This is a genomic window from Dyella silvatica (genome assembly GCF_026283955.1).
Lineage (GTDB): Bacteria > Pseudomonadota > Gammaproteobacteria > Xanthomonadales > Rhodanobacteraceae > Dyella_C > Dyella_C silvatica.
Genome location: NZ_JAPDPE010000106.1, coordinates 1 through 18,802, shown reverse-complemented (window position 1 = coordinate 18,802; position 18,802 = coordinate 1). Strand labels below are relative to the sequence as shown.

At 66.3% G+C, this 18,802-nt stretch carries 7 protein-coding genes; 1 reads left to right on the top strand and 6 read right to left on the bottom strand.

Features of this window, described 5'->3' with window-relative positions; genetic code table 11:
• Nucleotides 1-346: 346 nt before the first annotated feature.
• A complete protein-coding gene (locus OUZ52_RS17895; protein ID WP_266159893.1) occupies nucleotides 347-526 on the top strand; it encodes a hypothetical protein in 180 nt (59 codons plus the stop codon).
• A 108-nt stretch (nucleotides 527-634) separates the two neighbouring features.
• Here OUZ52_RS17895 and menD read toward each other — a convergent pair whose 3' ends face one another.
• From menD to OUZ52_RS17865, 6 genes are all read right to left on the bottom strand, one after another.
• Nucleotides 635-2,410, bottom strand: coding sequence for a 2-succinyl-5-enolpyruvyl-6-hydroxy-3-cyclohexene-1-carboxylic-acid synthase (gene menD, locus OUZ52_RS17890; RefSeq protein WP_266159892.1), 1,776 nt, complete (start codon nucleotides 2,408-2,410; stop codon nucleotides 635-637).
• A gap of 1 nt (nucleotide 2,411) precedes the next feature.
• Nucleotides 2,412-3,860 (bottom strand): polysaccharide pyruvyl transferase family protein, encoded by a 1,449-nt coding sequence (locus OUZ52_RS17885; protein ID WP_266159891.1) that lies wholly within the window; start codon nucleotides 3,858-3,860, stop codon nucleotides 2,412-2,414.
• A 101-nt stretch (nucleotides 3,861-3,961) separates the two neighbouring features.
• A complete protein-coding gene (locus tag OUZ52_RS17880) occupies nucleotides 3,962-5,689 on the bottom strand; it encodes a PfaD family polyunsaturated fatty acid/polyketide biosynthesis protein (RefSeq protein ID WP_266159890.1) in 1,728 nt (575 codons plus the stop codon).
• A complete protein-coding gene (locus tag OUZ52_RS17875; protein WP_266159889.1) occupies nucleotides 5,686-11,052 on the bottom strand; it encodes a beta-ketoacyl synthase N-terminal-like domain-containing protein in 5,367 nt (1,788 codons plus the stop codon). The genes OUZ52_RS17880 and OUZ52_RS17875 overlap by 4 nt, the downstream gene beginning before the upstream one ends.
• Nucleotides 11,052-17,753: a type I polyketide synthase gene (locus OUZ52_RS17870; RefSeq protein ID WP_266159888.1), complete on the bottom strand. Its 6,702-nt coding sequence runs from the start codon at nucleotides 17,751-17,753 to the stop codon at nucleotides 11,052-11,054. Before OUZ52_RS17870 ends, OUZ52_RS17875 begins: the two co-directional genes overlap by 1 nt.
• On the bottom strand, nucleotides 17,743-18,802 hold a 1,060-nt coding region (locus OUZ52_RS17865), incomplete at its 5' end, for a glycosyltransferase (RefSeq protein ID WP_266159887.1). The genes OUZ52_RS17870 and OUZ52_RS17865, both read right to left, overlap by 11 nt.

Genomic DNA, 18,802 nt, shown 5'->3' with positions numbered 1-18,802 from the left:
TAATCGATGCATGCGCCGCCCCTGCATCAAGTGGATCGTAGCTTAAAACCAAACGTTTATATTTTGGGATGGCCGGAGTGTAAGAAAACGTGAAGAATCATGATTCCAATAATGTCAGCCATCGTTATTTCTTGCGATTATTTGCGGCGGCAAGAAAATCGGCTGCGGTTAAATAATTAAGTAAGCCGCCGTAGTTATCGGGGGAGTTGCGGCGCGTGATAGGCGACCTCACCATGAGCACCTGGGAAAGCAAGGAATGCTAGGTATGCTAGGTATGGCGAGTGTTTTTGCAGCAAGCGTTTTGGCCAGTTGCCTGTTTCATTGCACTGGCTGGGGTAATTGGCGTATGTCGATGCTTTACAGCGGGTTTATGCTGATCGCGTTTTGTTATGCGGTTCGCGATCAGCTTCGCAAGGATCGCGAGGATCGCAAGAAGCGCCGGAAACCGGCCCATCCGCAGAGCAAGGACGCCTATCGCCCTCGTCTGCTTCATCGTTTTCAGCGCAAGCACCGACGAGATTCCTGATGGCTTGGTCGTTGGTTGCGGCCAACGGCAGTGATTGTCCGCGCGAGGTTGCACCTGCCTAGACAAGGCACACCCGTCGTTCCATCGACGGGCGCGCTTGCCGGTTTTTCAGGCCGGGTCGCTGGCCAGGGCTTCGACAGGGGCGGCGCTTGCCCGCATCGCGGCGGCATAGATCGGCATCACGTCGCGGCGCAGCGAATCGGCGGGCACGACCATCTCGATCACCTGCACGCCTTCGGCCGAGCGGGCCTGGGCCAGGGCTTGCTGCAGTTCCTCGATGGACTCGCAGCGCGTGTGCGCCATGCCGAATGCGGCGGCGGCGGGGCCGATGCGGTAACCCGGCGGGTTGCGGATCATCGCCTTGAAGCCGGGCGCGACGCTATCCAGTTCTACGCCAATCACATCGAACAACGCGGCGCCGCTGTTGTTGGTGACGCAGATGGTGCCGCGCAAGCCGGGGATGCGCGTGGCCTCCAGCCCGCTCAGGTCGTGCAGAAAGGTCTGGTCGCCGATCAGCAGCAAGCCACGCGATGCAGCACCGTGCAGTTCGCCGATAAAGGTCGACAAGGTGCCGTCGATGCCAAGTACGCCGCGATTGGAGTAGACGTCTTGTTCGGCCGCCGGCATCAGCAGATTGGCATGCCGCGTGGTCATGGAGTTGGCGATGTGTACGAAGTCGTAGCCCTTTTGCGCCAACACCGTGAATACCGCCTGGCATTCGCCCCAGGGCAGTTCGGCGATGGTCTGCGATAACACCGCTTCGATGATTTTGCCGCGGCTTAGCCACTGTTTGCGCCACTGGGCATCGCCGGGTCCGAGAATAGCGCTGAGCTGTGCCAGGTCGTGTTCGTCGGGATGCTGTATCAACTCGAATCGCGGGGTCAGGAAATCCGCTTCGATATGTTTGTGGTCTAGCCGCAACACCGGGGCGGACAGGCCGCTAAGCCAGTTCTGCATAAACTGCGACACCGGTAGGCCACCGAGCCGAATCACCAGCTCGGGCTGCACTTGTGCGGTGGCCACCATGATGTCGCCGGTGGTCAACAGATTAGGCATCTGCGGGCGGCGCAAGCCGGACAACGCATCGGCCAGCAGTGGATAGCCGAGCTGTTGCGACAACTTGGCGGCAGCCTGTGGCGACAGCGGGCAGTCCGACGAGGCGACGATGATGCCTTTCAGGCCGGGCCGCAGGCCTAGCCGGGTAACCAGCCCCTCCCAGTCGCGTGCTGGTGCCGGGTTGGCGGGCAGGTCGCGCATCGGCAGTCGCTCACCCTGGCTGCCAGTGCGGCCCGAGCGGGCCAGCTCGCTCAGCAGCGGGGCTTCCCAATTGGGCAGCGGATCGGCCGAGCTGACTTTGCCCTCCATCGGCACATTGATCTGCACCGGGCCGCGTCGCTCGCCGATCAAATGCGGTAGCAGCTCGGCGACCTTTGCGCGCAGGGCTTCGATGTCAGCGGACCGGTCGGTGGGGTTGTCCAGGTCCAGCGCGGCGCGCACCACGGCAGCGCATAGCCCGATCTGATTGGTTGTTTGCGGCATGCCGGCTTTGTGGCCGCCTTTGGGGCGGTCGGCGGTGATCACGATAAGCGGCACATCGGTGTTGTCGGCTTCGACCAGCGCGGGCAGCAGATTGGCGACGGATGAGCCCGAGGTGACGGCAATCGCCACCGGCTTGCGCGTGGCCTTGGCCAAGCCCAGCGCCAGAAAGCCGGCGGCGCGCTCGTCGGTTTGTACGTGGGCGATTTCCCAGCCGATGGCGCTGATGCCTGCCAGCAGCGCAAACGATCGTCCGCCGGCGGAAACCACTGCCTGGCAAACCCCGGCGTGCGACAGCTCGTCGAGAATGGCGTGCACCCAGGCGGCATTGCGGTTGCGTATGTTCATGTCAAAGGCTCCTTTCCAATAGCGCGTGCAGTTCGGGATGCATCGGCGGCAAATAGGCGTCCCAACCGGCTTGTGCACCCGGGGTGTTGAGTTCGGGGTGAAAGCGCTGCGCTTCTTCGGCAAAGTGTTTGCCCATCGCGCCCATCGCACGCAGCTGCTCGGCGACGAAGCGCTGCACGGCGGCGCCAATGGCTTCGCGTTCGGCCTGGGCATAGCGCAGCGCGGGCAGAATCTGCTCGGCCAATTGCGGGCTGTCGGCGCGTAGCAGGCGGCGCTCGTTTTCGCCTTCACCCAGCAGGTTGGCAATGCGCTCGTCCATGCTGATGCCGACCGCCGGCACACCGGCCTGCATGCTGGTGACGATGGCGTGGAAGCGCGAGCTGAGCAGCAGGTCGGCCGAGCGCAGCATGCCGACGATGGCGCCTGGCGAAACATCGCCGCTGTAGATCACCGGCGGCGCGCTGCTGAAGCGCGCGGCAAGTTCGGCGCAGGCACGGCGGTCGACCCGATCCATGCCGATGATCAGCACGCTGCCGTGGTTGTCCTGCTGCCATTGCTTTGCCGCGTTGGCGATGGCGTCGAGATAGGCGGTGTAGTTGCGGCGAATCTCCGCGCTGTCGGCGTGAAACATCATCGCGGCGTAATGCAGGTCTTTATGCGCGCCGTGTTGCTCGAGTTCGTAGGCTTTGACCAGATCCGGCTTGACCGGCCACCAGAAGGGATTCACCGGGCACACCACCAGCAACGGGCGCCGGTCGATGCCGAGCAAGCGCAGGCGATGCTGCACGGCGGCTTCGGGCAAGGCCTGATATGTCCATGCGGTGTCCGCGCCCAAGCGTGTGCGCAAGCCGAGCCCGTCCAGCAGGGTTTGCGATTCGCGGTTGCGGCAGAGAATCAACGGGCCGTCGCCGAGCTCGGTAACGAACTGCGCCATGCTCGGTTCCATCCGGCCGGCCTCGGCGCCGTAGCCCACCGCCAGCCGCTGGCTGGCCGCGGCAATGCCCAGGCTGCCGCCCATGAAGGCAGCCAGCGAGCTGGAAAAGTTCGATTTGAACATCGAGCCTTCGCAGGCGATCACGCCGTCGTAGTGGCGTAGCGTGCGCTCCAGAAAGTCAGGCAGATAGTCGGTGATCAATTCGGGCTTGATCTCGTCAGCGAGTTCCAGCGGCAGCGTTTCACCGGTGGCGATCAAGCCGATACGCACATGCTCGCGGCCGAGAATGGCGCGGATCTGCCGGATCATTTCCGCTACGCGCACGTCGGCACCGGTGTTGCCGCCGCCGTTATAGCCGGCCAACAACAAGCGCAGCGGCGCGCGTGGATCGCGTGCCGGGGTGGCGTCGGCGCTGGCTTCGATGATTTGACGCAGCTGGCGCAGCAGCACCGTGTCGGCGGCGCCACCGGCGATGAACTCGTTCAATCGGGTTGAGGTTTCTGCGGTAGGGGTCATAAAGCTCTCTGCATGAATACAAGACGTCAGGTTGATGGACGGGCAGTGGAGGGGCGACGCCTATGGCGTCGCCGATACGGCAGGCGAGTGGCGTTCATCGCTCAGGCGGGAACCCGCTGCCGCGCGGGCGCTTCATCGGCCATCTGCTGCAGGCGGGCGGCGAGTTTTTCGATGGTGGGGTAGTTCCACACCAGGGTCGGCGACAGCTTCAGCGACAGCCGTTGCTCCAGCTGGCTGAGCAAAAGCAGGGCATGGGCCGAGTCCAGGGCGTAGCTTTCAAACGTGCGGCGCGGGTCGATATCCTCGATGCTTACGCCGGCCTCTTTGGCGATCTGCTCCATCAGCCACTCTTGCAGGTCGATATCGTCGCTGGCCGTGGCGGTAGCGGCAGGCGCGAAGACACTGGCCGCGATCGGCGCCTTGCTTCGGGGCGCCGGTGATGCCAGCGCCGGTGTCGCGGTGAGCTGCGTAATGAAACGCTGCACATGCATGGCCGCCTGACTCATCAAGGCCTGCGCGATGTCCGCCGCGCGGCGCTGCTGCGGTTGCGCGAATACGCCGCCGGCGGCCCATGCATTGAAGGCGCCCATCGCCTGGCCGCACCACACCTGATAATCGAGTACGCGAGAGACCTCGCCCTGGATCGCCCAGCGCGAGCTTTGCCCCAGATACCAGCGAAACACCAGGCCCATCATCGTGCGCGGGTCTTGCCTGGCGCGTTCGGCCAGCGCCGGGTGGCGTTGCTGCCAGAAGGCCAGCGTTTCCGCTTCTATGTGGCTTAGCGGCTGCAGAAAAATCTGCTGCTCCAATCGTTCGCGCTCGTTCGCCGGCACCGCGTCCAGCGAGGGGTGATAGCGGTACAGCTCCCATAGCTGATTGGCGCGGGCGGCAAACATGCTGCCGCGCTTGAGCACCTGCACGCTGACGCCAAGCTCGAACATGTCGGCGGCCGGCGCCATGCTGACATCGGCTGGCCCGGCACTGGCCAAAAGTTTTTTCACCGCATCGGAGGTGGACGCTTCCACGCAGGCCTGATTGATCGAGCCGGTCACCACATAGTCCACGCCCATCGCAAACGCCGCGGCGATCGATTCGGGGGTGCCCAGGCCACCGCCTGCGCCCAGGCCGACGTTCGCCGCAGGCGGAAATTCATGGGCGATCTGCGCGCGCAACGCCGCCAGCGACGGCCATGCGCAAAGCAGCGATTGCCTATCGGTGTGGCCGCCGGAATCGGCCTCCACCGTGACATCGTCGGCCATCGGCAGCAAGCGCGCCGCGGCGACTTCGCTGGCGCTGAGCGCGCCTTCGCTTTGCAAGGCCAGCAGCATGGCTTCGGGCGCCGGGCGCATAAACGCCTGGGCGACTTCGCGCCGCGAAATCTTCGCGATCAGCCGCTGCTGGGCATGCGCCTGACCGTGGCTGTCGATATGCGCGCCGCGGGCGCGGTACAGCACCAGCGCCGGCGTCAAGGCCATGAAGGCCGAGGCTTCGACGATCTCGATGCGCTCGCGAAGATACAACTCCACCGCCGCGCGTTCGTGCGCGGGGTTGTCCGGCGTGTGGATCAAATTGAAGCACAGCGGTTTGCCCGGCAGCGCGCCGCGCAAGTGCGAAATCGCCGCTTGCACGCGCGGCAGCGGCAAGCCCGCCGCACCAAAGCTGGCCAGGCAACCGGCACGCAGCAAGGCCTCCACCAGCGCTTCGCCGGCAATGCCGTTGGCCATGGCGCCGGCCATATAACTCAGGCGCAGGCCGTAGCGCTGCCGAAACGCGGCGCTGCCGAGGGTTTCGGCGGTAACCGCAACATGGTGAGTGGCAACAGGGGTCATGCAAGGGCTCCTTGTGTCTGCGCGTGAGTGGCGAGGGCGGGCGCGGTGATGGGCGTGCCGACCAGGCGCACACCCAGCCCTTCGATACGGCCCGCCACGCGGCCTTCGTCGAGCAGATCGATATCGGCGATCAGATACGGTTCGGGCGACAGGCCGATCGCGATGATTTCGGCGCGATAGCCGAACAGTTGGTTGCGCGGCAACACCTGGGCGCGAAAACGCACCTCGACCGGCCGCTCGATCACCGGCTGGAAACGCGCATCGCGTAAACCGCTGGCCAGGCCTAGCGCCAAGGCGTGCGCCTGCAAGAGTTGAAACGCGCCTTCGAGCATGCACGGCCCGGGAAATACCGGGTCGTCCTTGAAGTGCGCGCGAATCGCCCAATGCAGCGGATCAAGCCGGAACTCGGCCGCGCTACGCCCCAGCCCGCAGACCCCGCCGGTACTGTGGATATAGGCGATACGCTCGATCATATGCATGATCGTCGGCGGCATTCGCAGCGAGGGATTACGCCCGCCGCAGGCATGCGCCGGCGACAGCACCTGGGCGATGTCGCCAGCTGCCAGCGCGACCAGGTCCGCGGTTTCCAGCGGGCGCGAAGGGGGCTGCAGCGGCGGCACGAAAGGCGCTGCCGCCGGTTGCCGCCGGCTCATATGCTGCGGGCCGATACCCGCACCGGTGGCGAGTTCTTCATAGGTGAAAAAGCCGGCGGTGCAGCGCTCGATCTTCAACAACGGGCGGTCCCGCGTGCGGGCGAGGAACTCGGTTTTGAACAGCAGCGCGTCACCGTTGCGAAACGACTCGACGATGTTGATGTCGTACTCGACGCATTCACCCGCCAGCGGTGTATTGCCGAGAAAAGTCAGTGTGGCATCCAGCCAACGATAGGCGCGGCGCCCCTGGTTCTGCGCGTCAATACCGAGCCAGCTGGCAAGAAACAATACGCCTTGCGCATCCAGCGCGAGATACACCGTCTGGCCGTCAACGGCATTCCAGGCCGGGTTGGGAATATCGAACTCGGTGCGGATGTGGCTGCCATGCAATTGACCATGCGTACCCGATAACTGGGTGACCCGGCTCAGCGCGAGAAACGGCGGCCCCGGCAAACGCAGGCGGCGCGGCATGCGGTCGGCCGCCGCATAAGCCGGGCCGAACACATGCGAGACGCGGCCTTCGGCGAATTCCATCACCGCCGATTCGTCGTAGAGCGCCGCTGTCGGGGGGCGCGCTATGGACGTGGCGTGCTGATGCTCGGCGACTGCTGCCGCTGGGTTGAGGGACGGTTGGCCGAGCAGGGCGCGCAGACTTTGCCGATGCAGATCGAGATAGGCGCGGTGGGCCTGCGCATGACGCGCGGCGATGCCCAACGCCGCATCGTTGAGCGGTGGCAGTGACGCTGTCGATGCCGGGATGGCCGGCACGGACGAATCTGCCGACAGCGGCGCGACCACCGCCTGCACTGGGGCGACAGGCGTGGCCTGCTCGAATCGACGCGCCTGTGCCGCCTGTTGCAGAACCCGATCCAGGCCTTGCTTGCGCAGGCTGGCGACCAGGCCATCGACCAGCGGCGGTTGGCCAAAGTGCAGGTCTTTGAACAACGCCGGGGCCTTGCTTGGCTCATCAGGCAGGCGCCACACCGACGCCAGCTGCAGCGGCACGCGATGGGCGACCAGCAGCGCTACCAGCTTGGCGAAACCGAGGCGATCATCGTGATCGCGGCGGCTCATCGCGAAGCAGGCGTGTGGACGTCCTTTTAAGGTCTTGCCGATCCAGCGGCTGGCATTCGCGCCGGGGCCCATTTCCAGAAACAGCCGTGCGCCGAGCGCATAGGCTTGTTCGGTGAGTGCGTTGAAATCCAGTGGCGAGACCAGATCGCTGGCAACGCGTTCGGCGATCGCTTGCGGCGTCCATTGCGCCGGCGCGCCACCGGCGAACAGCAGGCCAGGCGGCGCCGCACCCACTTGCTGCGGGGTGCACACGGTGGCAATCCGCTCACGCTCCAGCGCCGCCGGTGCGCAATGCACCACCAGGCTATCCGGGGCGGCAATCGCGTTAATGCCCAAGCGGCTCAGCACGCGCGCGCAGGCGGCGCGCTCGCCGACCAGGGTCACCTCATCGGGTGAGTTGATCAGGCTAACGTAGGCGCGTGCTTCGCCAGCGGCCGCGGCCAACACCTCGGCCGCTGGCGCGAGCAGCAGATAGTTGACCCAGTCGACCGCTTCGCCTTCGGCGAGTTGCCAGCTTTCGCGCACGGCGGCTTTGTCATGCTCGACCTGCATGCGCGATTCCGCATCCAGCGGCGCCAGTTGCCGTGGATAAAGCAGGGCGGCGCCGATGGTTTCGCCGACATCGCGATAGTTTTGATCCAGCGCGTCCATCGCGCTGGGCAGCAACGAGGTCACGCCGCGCGCCAGCCCGCTAAAGGCGGTATTCAACGGCGAATACACCAGCGCCACCGCGCCTTCGCGTCCCAGCGGTTGCGCGGTAAAGCGGCTGCCGCGCGGCGATTGCCAGTCTTGCGCGGTGGGGATTTGCGCCAATGCCGCGCGGATTTCTTCCAGCAACGCCGCAGCATCTTCAGCCAGCAACACCAGCGCCAGCGGGGCGTTGGCATCGTAGTCGCGCATGGCGCGCTGACATCGCGCGGCCAGTTCGGCAGGCTCGGTTATCGACGCGCGCAGGCGCTCCAGCAAGGCGTCGCGATGATCCGCGGTAATCGCCAGCAACAACGGCAAGGCCGGTTCTGGCACGGCGCGCGATAAACCCTGCGGCGCTTCGCCCAAACAGGCTTGAGCCACACTGCCGTCGCGGTCGGCAGCGTATACGGCGGCCAGGCGTCGGCCACCGTGGCGGCGAAACCAGGGGGTGGCTTCGGCTGGCACGTAAGCCTCGCCTTCGCTTAGCGCGCCCTGCTGTGTTTCGCTCCAGCCGGCCCAGGCCGGCAACATCCGTGCGCTCAAGGCGAGTGCCATGTGCACGACGCCAAGCAGCGGCGCCAGCATGCGACTGTGCCCGAATACCGCCGCGCTGCTGGCCAGTGCGGGGCAGCCGCGCAGTGCTAGCGGTTTGGACCCTCCGTCGGCACCCAGCGCGCCGATGTCGAGCAGCTCGATAAGTTCTTCGGCATTCAAACCGGCGTGTTGCCGCGCCTGTTCGGCGGCTTCGCCAAGCTTGTCGGCGAAGCCGGCGCCACGCCATTGGGCGTAGCCGCGCGCCTGGCGGGCGGCCACTGCCGCGGCCGGCTCCAGCACCACGGCGCAGGCACCTTCGGCCAGCGCGGCGCCGCTTTCTTCGCCATTCAAGCGGCGAATAAGCAGGTTCTCGATGGCACCGGCCAGGTCGATGGCGCCTACCAGTACGGCATCGGCTTCGCCTTCGGCGAGCAGGCGCGCGCCGACATCGAGCGCGCGCAGCGCGGTGGTTTCGTCGCCGGACAGGGTGAAGGCCGGGCCGGAAAAATCCCACAGGGCGGCGATGCGGCTGGCCAGCAGATTGCCGATATAACCCAGCGCCACCGCGGCATCGGCCGGTTGGTGCAAGGCGTCGGCAACGGCTTGCGCCAGTTGTTGGCGCTGCGCCTCGCTAAGCGGCAGGCCGGCGGCATCCAGTGCATCGGCAAGACGCCAGCCGCTTTCCCAGCGCGCCAGCAAGCGATGCACGCCGTGATCCATGCTCGCCGCGATGATGACCGCGGTGCGCGAACCCGCCGCGATGCCGGCATCGCGCAGCGCGGCATCGCCTACCGCAAGCATCAATGGCTGCTGCGGATGCAGGCGCTCAAGGTCGTTGGGTGGCAGGCGCAGCCGCAAGGCGTCGATGGCGACGCGATCGAGATAAGCGCCGCGCGGCGCGGCAAAGGGCAGGCCGGCATGACGCGAGGCTGGCATCTCGCGTAGGCGTGGCTGTGCCTGCTGCAGCGCATGCGCCACCGCGTGGAGATCGGCGCAATCGCCGATGGTGGCCGCCATGCCGGTCACTAGCGCTGGTTCGCTAGGGGCGCTGGGCGTGGCAAGCGGCATATCCGCGCCGGCTACATCGACACCGGGCGCATCGACAATCAGATGCGCGTTGACGCCGCCAAAACCGAACGCATTGACCGCGGCGCGACGCAGGCCATCGGGCCAGTGGCGCTTGCTGCACACGATGTCGGCGCCGTCGCCGTCGAGTCCGCTCAACGGTTGCTCGATGCCGACCGTGGCTGGAATGCTGCCTTCGCGCATCGCCAGTACGATCTTGAGCAATCCGGCGGCGCCGGCGGCGGTCAGCAGATGGCCGAGATTGGATTTCACCGAACCCACCGGCTGGCCCGGCCCGAAGACCTGGCTCATGGTTTCCAGCTCGACCCGGTCACCCATCTGGGTGCCGGTGGCGTGGCATTCGACATAGGCGACGCTGGCCGGCGTGATGCCGGCATCGCGATAAGCGCGCTCGCAGGCTAGTCGTTGTCCTTTGGCGCTGGGCGCAGTAAGCGTTTGCCCGCGACCATCGCTAGACAAGCCGATCGCGCGAATCACCCCGTAGCTGGCGGCGCCCGTTTCGGCTCGGCGTACCAGCATGGCGATGGCGCCTTCGCCCGGCGCCAGACCGGCCGAGCGCGCATCGAAGGGACGGCTGAGGCTGCCGTCGGGCAGCGCCTGGGTGGCGGCAAAGCCGAGGTTGGCGTAGAGCGAGTCGAACGCGCTGGCGGCCACTACCAGCATCGCATCGGCTTCGCCGGCAGCGATATGCGAGGCGGCCAGTCGCAAGGCATACAGCGAGGTGGCGCAGGCGGCATCCAGTGAATAGCGCGGGCCGCCCAGGCCCAGCGCACGGGCGATGGTGCTGGTGAGGCCGCCGCCGATGCGCGCCGACTGCGGATGCGTGCCCGGCATGGCGCGGCCCGGCGCCAGCTGCAGCGATGCCTCGGGACAGGCCGTGGCAAAAGCCGCGGCCACCGCCTGCTCATACAGCGGCCGGGTCTGCGCGTCGGTGGCGGCGCCCACCGCCCAGGCATAGCTGCCGAGCAACAGGCCGATGCGGTTTAGCCGTCCATTGGTATCGGGCCACAGGCCGGCATCGCTAAGTGCATGGCGGGCGACTGCCAGCGGCCATTGCAGGCAGCGATCCTGTTCGGCCAGAAAGGTTGCCGGCAAGCGGTAGCCCTGCGGATCGAAACGGTAGTGGCGCGGTTTGGCGATCTCGATGCTTGGCGTGCGGTCGGCCTGGCCGCCGCTGGCCAGAAAACGCCGTGGGTCGACTCCCCAGTCAGCGGCATCGGCCTGGCGAATCGAGCGTTTGCCTTGATCCAGGTTGCGCCAGAACGCTTGCAGTGTTTCGGCATCCGGCAACAGACAGCCGATGCCGACAATATCCAGCGGCAACATCAGGCGATCTCCTCGCTGGCCGGGTTTCCCGTGCGCATCGCCTTGGTCCATAGCGCGCTATCGGCATCGACCACGGTGGCGGCGAAATCGTCATAGGTCGCAAACACTTTGCCGTCGCTGGAGCACAGTTCGAAATCGCAGCCGAACCTGACCCCGTCGAAAACGCGCAGCTGCATGGCGACGAAGAAATGCCGTGGCATCGGCGCATCGCCGCGCATGCACAGGCGGCCCATCGATGCGGGCAGGCAAGCCGCTTGATGACACTGCATCAACCAGATCAGGCAGGCATGGCTGGCGATGTCGAAGGTCAGCGCACCGATGCCATCGCCGCTGCCGCTGTCGGCGACATGCTCCGGAATGCGGCATTCGATCAACGCGCCTTGCGAGTCCAGGCTGAGCACCGACTCGACCCCGCGAAAGCCGGGGCCGTACTGAATCGGCCCGCTCAGATAAGCCGCCGGATCGCATACGCTGGTATCGACGGATGGCCATTCGCGTTGGCGCTCGGCCAGTACCTGGTCCAGTCGCAGCGTGCCGGCAAAGCGCGGCCGGCCTTGCGCATCGACCACGCTGGCCTGCACCACGGCGTCGTTTTCGACGGTGAGTTGCAAGGTCAGCGTGCAAGGCGCGGGGCTGTCGAACACCACCCCTTTGAAAATGCGATAAGCCTCCAGCGTGGCGATGCGGCGGCCCAGCCAGCGCGCCGCGGTATCGACCATCCAGGCGGCGATCCAGGTCGATGGCAATACCGCATGCCCGGCAATGCGATGTTGATCGATCAAGGCATCGCTCTGCGGCGAGAACGTACGCTGGATGTGCAAGCGACCTGCGCTGGATGCTCCGGCGCCGGCCAGCGGCAGCGTAGCGCCGACCACGAACTGATAACCGCCAGCGTGGCATGACAAGGCGGCGGCGGTAAAAATCGCCGTGCCCACCGCGACCGGCAACAGCCGGATGCCGCGATCGGCGAACAGTTTTTTCAGCGCGTCGTTGACCATGCCGCCTTCCCACGGCCCCCAGGCCAGCGAGACGATGCGTGAGCCGGGCCAGCCACGGGCCAGTCGATAGGCGAGTTTGCTCAGCGCTTCGTTGGCCATCGCGTAATCGGACTGGCCCTCATTGCCCGAATAACCCGCGGTCGACGAGAACAGCAACACCCGGCTGGGCGGTTGTTCGCGCAAGACCTCGATCAAGGTCAGCAAGGCATCGAGTTTCGGCCGCAGTACGGTTTCGATGTCGTGCGAGGTTTTGTCGGCAATGCGCCGGTCGGCCAGTGCGCCGGCACCATGTATCAAGGTTTTGACCGGGCCGTGCGCGGTGATCAAGGCGTGGATGGTTTGGCGCGTGGCGTCGGCGTCGCCAAGATCGACGGCGTGATAACTGACCTTGGCGCCGTGCGCACGCAAGGCTTGCAGGTTGCTGCGCACTTCGCGGGCAGCCAGTACCGCACGGCAGGCATCGTCGAGCATGCGCGGGGTCGGTTGCGCGCCGCTTTCGCGCAGATGCCGCAGGGCCTGTGCTTTCAGCACGGCATGGTCTTCGATGCCTTGTGCCCATGCCGGCTCGGCATCGTCCAGCGTGGTACGCCCGAGCAGCACAAAGTGCGCCGGCACGGCTGCCGCCAGCGCCTCGATGCAGCGCGCGGTGATGCCACGCGCGCCACCGGTGACCAAGACCAGTTCGCCGGCCTGCATCGGCGCCAAGGAACCGGCGTGCTGTGGCGGCGCCTCGGTGCAAGCCAGGGTCCAGCGGCCCTGCGCATTCCAGCCGCACTCGGCCGGATAGGCCAGCAGGCTGGGTATCGCGCTGCCATCTGCCGCCGCCTTGTTGCAGTCGTGCAGTTCTTGCAGCAGGTGTTCGGCGGCGGCCGATGCGCCCAGTTGCGGCGCGAGATCGACGAAGCGCGCGGCGATCTCGGGATGCTCATGACGCAGCGTCTTGAGCAAGCCGGCCAGCCCACCGCCGACGCTGTCGCCACCGCCGTCGACACCGAGACGGCCGTCCATACGCGCCATGCCGAGGATGCTGCGCGGCTGCCACGGCAGCAGCATCTGCACGAGCCGCAACGCCAGCGCCAGCCGTTGGCGGCTTGGCGTCGCCGCCGTTTCCGGCTGCAGCAACAGCACGCTTTGCGGTTGGCCGTAGTCGGCCGCGATCGCGCTGAGCCGTTCGTTGAGATGCTCGATATCGGTGTGGATGGGGTGGGTTCCGATGTCATCAGTGCCGAGGCCATCGGTGCCAAGATCATCGGCGCGCACGTCGCCATCGGGTTGTTCGACAGCGGTCCAGCCGGCCAGGGCCAGGACCAGCGGACGATAGCCATGACGCCGCAGCGTGGCGGCGGTAGCGGCGGTGAGCGCGCTGCCATCGGCGATCAGCCAAACATTGCCTGAGGAGATATCGGTTTGCGCGCGCGGTGGCAGCGGCGCCGCGATGGGCACGGCACAAACCGCGAGCGGGCGGTGATCCTCGTGAGTCGGTGCAACCGGCACGGCGTGATCGTCTGTTGCGCTCGCCGCCGTTGACGGTGCGGCGGTATAGCGGCCGAGCAAGGCGGCGATTTCCGCCAGGGTTGCGGCGTTGCGCAGTTCGTCGCTGGCGCCGTCGCGATCGGTAATGCCGAGCGCTTCGCGCACGCCGGCAAGAATCTCCACGCGCTTGATCGAGTCGACACCCAGGTCGGATTCCAGCCGCATGTCGGGCGTCAGCATGTCGGCGGGGAAGCCGGTTTTCTCGGCGACGATGCGCAACAGCAGCGTGCCGATATCGGCAAGCGTGGTCGAGCCGGCTTCGGCTTGCGTGGTGCTTGAGGAGACCGAAGGTGCCGCCACGGCATGGCTATGCGCGCGCAGCAAGGCGGCGATCTCGCGCATGGTGGCAGCATGGCGCAGCTCGTCACCGGCCATGCCGCTGTCGGCGATGCCGAGTGCATCGCGCAGCCCGGCAAGAATTTCCACGCGCTTGATCGAGTCGACGCCGAGGTCGGCTTCCAGCCGCATATCGGGCGTCAGCATGTCGGCGGGAAACCCCGTTTTCTCGGCCACGATACGCAATAGCAAGGCGCCGATATCCACCAGGGTGGCGCTGGCCACCGGGCTGGCGTGGATCGGGCTGGCACTGACCGGCGCGCTGACGGCTGGCATGGGCGTCACGGCGGCGCTGTGCGTCAACGGTGCGCCGGCAGGCACATGGCGGGCCAGCAAGCTGGCGATGTCGCTGATGGTCGCCGCGTTGCGCAGTTCGTCGCCCGCGTTGCCCTGGTCCGCGATACCGAGCGCATCGCGCACGCCGGCAAGAATTTCCACCCGCTTGATCGAGTCGACACCGAGGTCGGCTTCCAGCCGCATATCGGGCGTCAGCATCTCCAGCGGAAAGCCGGTCTTGTCCGCAACGATGCGTAGCAGTAACGCACGGATGTCGCTGCTGGCATGCGTGGCTGCAGGCGCCATAGCCGCTGCCGGGATGGCCGGGGCAACGACGACGGCCTCGGCTGCCGCGCGGGTCATGACTTCGCTGGCGATCAGCGGAACCGATATCGGCGTAGGCGCGGTCACCCCGATGGGTGGCCGCGTCGGCGTCGGGATCGCGCATTCACTCAACAGTGTTTGCTGACCTTGCAAAAAGCTCAGGTGCAAGGCCATCGCCTGGGCCTGGCCGCGCTCGATCTGCGCCAGCACTTCGGCGGATGGAGCGTGCTGTGCCAGGGTGCGCGCCAGTTCGAGTTGTCCATCGAGAAAATGCCGATGCGTTTCGGCCAGCGCTTGCTGCGCGTGCCAGACGCGTTCGCTGGCGGCTGGCGCTGCCGCTACGGGTGGGCTGGTCGGTACCGGCGCGACAGCGGCCGCTGTGGCTGGCGGCACATAGTCGACGTGCGGCCACTCGGCGCGGTTAGTGAACTTGGCGTGGGGCGCGCTAACCATCATCGTCAAGGCGCTGCTCTCGACCTGGTCCTGCGGCGGAACCCGCAGCCGCAGCGGCAGGCCGAGCACGGCGAGCTGCAGCATGGCTTGTTGAATCTGCCGGCTGTCATCCGCGGCGGGATCGGCGGCGACTGCCAGCGCGACGTGCGCCTGGTCGGCAAGAATCTCGCCGACCAGGCGGGTGAGAATGGCACGCGGCCCGATCTCGACAAAGATTCGTCCGCCGGCGGCATGCGCGGCCTCGATCTGTTCGCGAAAGCGCACGGGATTGAACGGCTGCCGCTGCAAGAGTTCGCGCACCGCGTCGGCGCTGGCTGGATAAGCTTGTGCACTCAGATTGGCCAACACCGGCAACTGTGGCGCCTGCACTTCGATAGTGCTCAAGGCGTCACGCCATGGCGCGTTGGCATAGTCGATATGCGCGGTATGAAAAGCCGCCGCCACCGGAATGCGCACGGTGCCGATGTTGGCTTGCTTGAGTATCGGCAAGGCATGTTCCAGCGCCTCGGCGGTGCCGCCGACCACGGTTTGCCGGGGGCTGTTGAGGTTGGCCAGGCTCAGGCCGGGCAACTGCGGCAACAGCGCACGGGTTTGCTGCTCATCGGCGTTCAAGGCGAGCAGGCCGCCTGGCGCGAGATCGGCCGGTGGCGTCATCGCGATGCCGCGTGCGAATACCGCCTTACGGTAAGCCGCATCGTCGAGGCTGCCGGCGGCCCATAGCGCAGAGAGCTCGCCGAAACTATGGCCCAGCGCGAGCGCGGGTTGCAGGCCACTATCGCGCAATAGCGTATAGACGGCCATGTTGTAGGCGCCGATCGAGGTCTGTGCATACAAGGTCGGGGTCAGTGCCTGGCGCTGCGCCTGCGCCTGCGCCGGGGTCATCGCCTCGGGCGGGTAGAGCAGGCTGGAGATGGGGCTGAGGCCACGCGCTGCGGCCTCATGGTCGAACGCGTCGAAGATACTGCGCAGCACGGGGAAATCGATGACCAGCCGCGCGCCCATGCCGACGGTTTGCGCGCCTTGCCCGCTGAATACGGCGACCACTTGGGCGTCATCATCAATGGCGCGTTGCCGATAGTGCACGGCGTGATCAAGCGTCCATTCGGCGTCCGCGCTGCGCTGGGTCAGCGCGTCGGCGGCCTTGTGCAAGAGCGTGATGGCTGCTGCAACATCGGTAGCAATCAAGCCCAGTCGCGGATGCTCGCGGGCCGGCGGTGTATCTGGCCACGGCTGCGAGTGATCCGGGTTCTGCGTCCATTGCGCGGCGAGCTCGCGGCATTGTTGCGCCAGCGCCGCGGGTGTCGCCGCACTTAGCAGTATCGGCAGCACGCCGCGGTGACCGGTGCTCAGCGGCATGGCCGGTTCGTTGCCGGCGATGTATTCCTCCAGCGCCAGATGCACATTGGCGCCGCCGAAGCCGAACGCACTGACCCCGGCACGGCGCGGCACGCCGGCATGGGTTTGCCAGGGGCGGGCCTGTCTGGGCAGATAAAGCGGGCCGTGTTCGCTAAAGCGCGCAGTCGGCTGCTGCACATTCGCGGTCGGCGGCAATATCTTGTGATGCAGCGCCAGCATGGTTTTGATCAGGCTGGCGGCACCGGCGGCGGCCTTGGTGTGGCCGATTTGCGATTTCACGCTGCCCAGGGCCACCGGCACGGCGGCGCCTTCGAGCACCTGTTGCAGCGATTCGATCTCCACCGCGTCGCCGACGGCGGTGCCGGTGGCGTGCGCTTCAACCAGGCCGATGCTGTTCGGCGCAAAACCCGCGTCGGCATAAGCACTGCGCAAGGCGCGAACCTGGCCTTCGCTGCGCGGCGCGTAAATGGCGCCACCGGCCGCGTCGGTGCTGGCGCCGGTGCCGCGAATCACCCCGTAGATGCGGTCGCCGTCGGCTTGCGCATCGGCGAGCCGTTTGAGCACCAGCATCGCCACACCTTCGGATATCAGCGTGCCGTCGGCCTCGTTGTCGAAGGCGCGCACCTTGCCGCTCTTGGACAAGGCCGGGGTTTTGCTGAAGCTGAGAAAAGTGACTTGCGAATTGTCGGTATCGATACCGCCGCTAATCATCAGGTCGGCGGCGCCGCTGCGCAGTTCCTGGCAGGCCAGCCGTACCGCAGCCAGCGAACTGGCACAGGCCGCGTCGACCACATGGCTGGCGCCGCCGAGACCGAAACGGTTGGCGATGCGGCCGGCGACGATGTTGGCGAGAAAGCCTGGAAAGGTATCTTCGGTCCACTGCGGGTAGTACTCGCCCATGGCGTTGGCGACGGCGCTGATCGCCGCTTCGTCGACCCCGGCCTGACGCAACGCGTCGCGCCATTTGGGAATTTCGCTGCGCCGGGCCATCTCGTAGGCGAGATTGATGGTGGTGCCGGAAATGCCCAGCACCACGCCGCTACGCCCACTCGGCGGGCGCCGCCCCGGGCTGCTGCTTTCGGCGGCATAACCGGCATCCAGCAGCGCCTGGCGCGCGACCGCCAGCGCATATAGCTGGGCGCTGTCGGTGGCGGGGAAATTTTTTGGCGGAATGCCGAACAGCAGCGGATCGAAGGCGATGTCCGGGATGAAGCCGCCGCGGTCGGAATAGGTTTTGTCCGCCGCGGCCGGATTCGGGTCGTAGTACTGGTCCAGCCGCCAGCGGCTGCCCGGCACCGGTTCGATGCATTCACTGCCGTTGAGAATATGGGTCCAGTAATCACGCAGGTTGCGTGCCTTAGGCAGCACGGCGGCCATGCCGATCACGGCAATCGGCAGGTTGCCGGCGGATAGTTCATGTGCCATGAGTAAGCTCTGCGCGAAAAGATGAAGTAACGGCTGCCTGGCGGACTGGCGAGGTCGACGAACTGACTAGCGATTCGATCGTGACTACCGCGTGGTGGCCGGCGTTTTCGCTGTTGACCTGGCGGCGCATGAGTTGCGCGCGCTCGCGGTAGCTCGCGGTCGAGACCAGCTGGCGCAGGGCGCTGCGCAGCTTGCTTACGCTGAGCTTGTCGATATCGATGGGCGACGGCCCCAGGCCGTTGCGGGCCAGACGGCGGCCCCAGAAGCGTTGGTCGGGAATAAACGGCACCGACAACTGCGGCAGGCCCAGGCGCAAGGCGGTGGCGATGGTGCCGGGGCCGCCGTGGTGCACCACCGCCGCCATCCGTGCGAACAAGGCGGAATGCGGCACGTCGCCCTGCAGGAAGTGCACCGGGACCTCGGTCTGCCTGATGGCCAGGCCGCCCCAGCCGCCATGCAGCACCGCGCGGATGCCGGTACCGGCAAGCGCCCGCAGCACGATGCCGGTGACCCGCTCGGGGTCGGCACCGACCATGCTGCCAAAGCCGATATAGATCGGCGCGCTGCCGCTATCGATGAAGCGGTCCAGGTCGGCCGGCGGCGTCCAGCCTTGTTCGACCGGAAGCTGCAAGAAACCAATCGCCTCGGCGCGGCCGTCCCATTCGCGTGGCGGCGGGCACAGATAGCGACTGAAGGGGTGCAGCACCGGCTGGCGATAGCCGTCCATACGTCCGTCGTTGCGGCCCAGCGGCAACGGCGCCAGGCCCTTGTGACTGCGCCAGCGGTTAATCATCGGCAAAAAGGGTTTTTCCAGCACCCGTGCCTCGATGCGGTAGGCCAGCGGATTGAGCAGGCCGATGTCGTATTTGGCCGTGGCCGGCGCAAACGAGCGGGTGGGGATATGCGGGAAGTACGCCAGATGCAGGCTGGGAATCTTGCCCAGCTCGGCAAAGCTGCCGCCCAGGTGCGGCACATTGGCCACCAGCACATCGCAATCGGATGAAGCCTGGTAGGCCAGGTTCATGAATTGCATCGCATGGCCTTCGAGC

Bases quoted from the DNA above. Each gene is read 5' to 3' on its own strand.
- OUZ52_RS17895 (WP_266159893.1), top strand. From the start codon at position 347: ATGTCGATGCTTTACAGCGGGTTTATGCTGATCGCGTTTTGTTATGCG.
- menD (WP_266159892.1), bottom strand. From the start codon at position 2,410: ATGAACATACGCAACCGCAATGCCGCCTGGGTGCACGCCATTCTCGAC.
- OUZ52_RS17885 (WP_266159891.1), bottom strand. From the start codon at position 3,860: ATGACCCCTACCGCAGAAACCTCAACCCGATTGAACGAGTTCATCGCC.
- OUZ52_RS17880 (WP_266159890.1), bottom strand. From the start codon at position 5,689: ATGACCCCTGTTGCCACTCACCATGTTGCGGTTACCGCCGAAACCCTC.
- OUZ52_RS17875 (WP_266159889.1), bottom strand. From the start codon at position 11,052: ATGTTGCCGCTGGATATTGTCGGCATCGGCTGTCTGTTGCCGGATGCC.
- OUZ52_RS17870 (WP_266159888.1), bottom strand. From the start codon at position 17,753: ATGGCACATGAACTATCCGCCGGCAACCTGCCGATTGCCGTGATCGGC.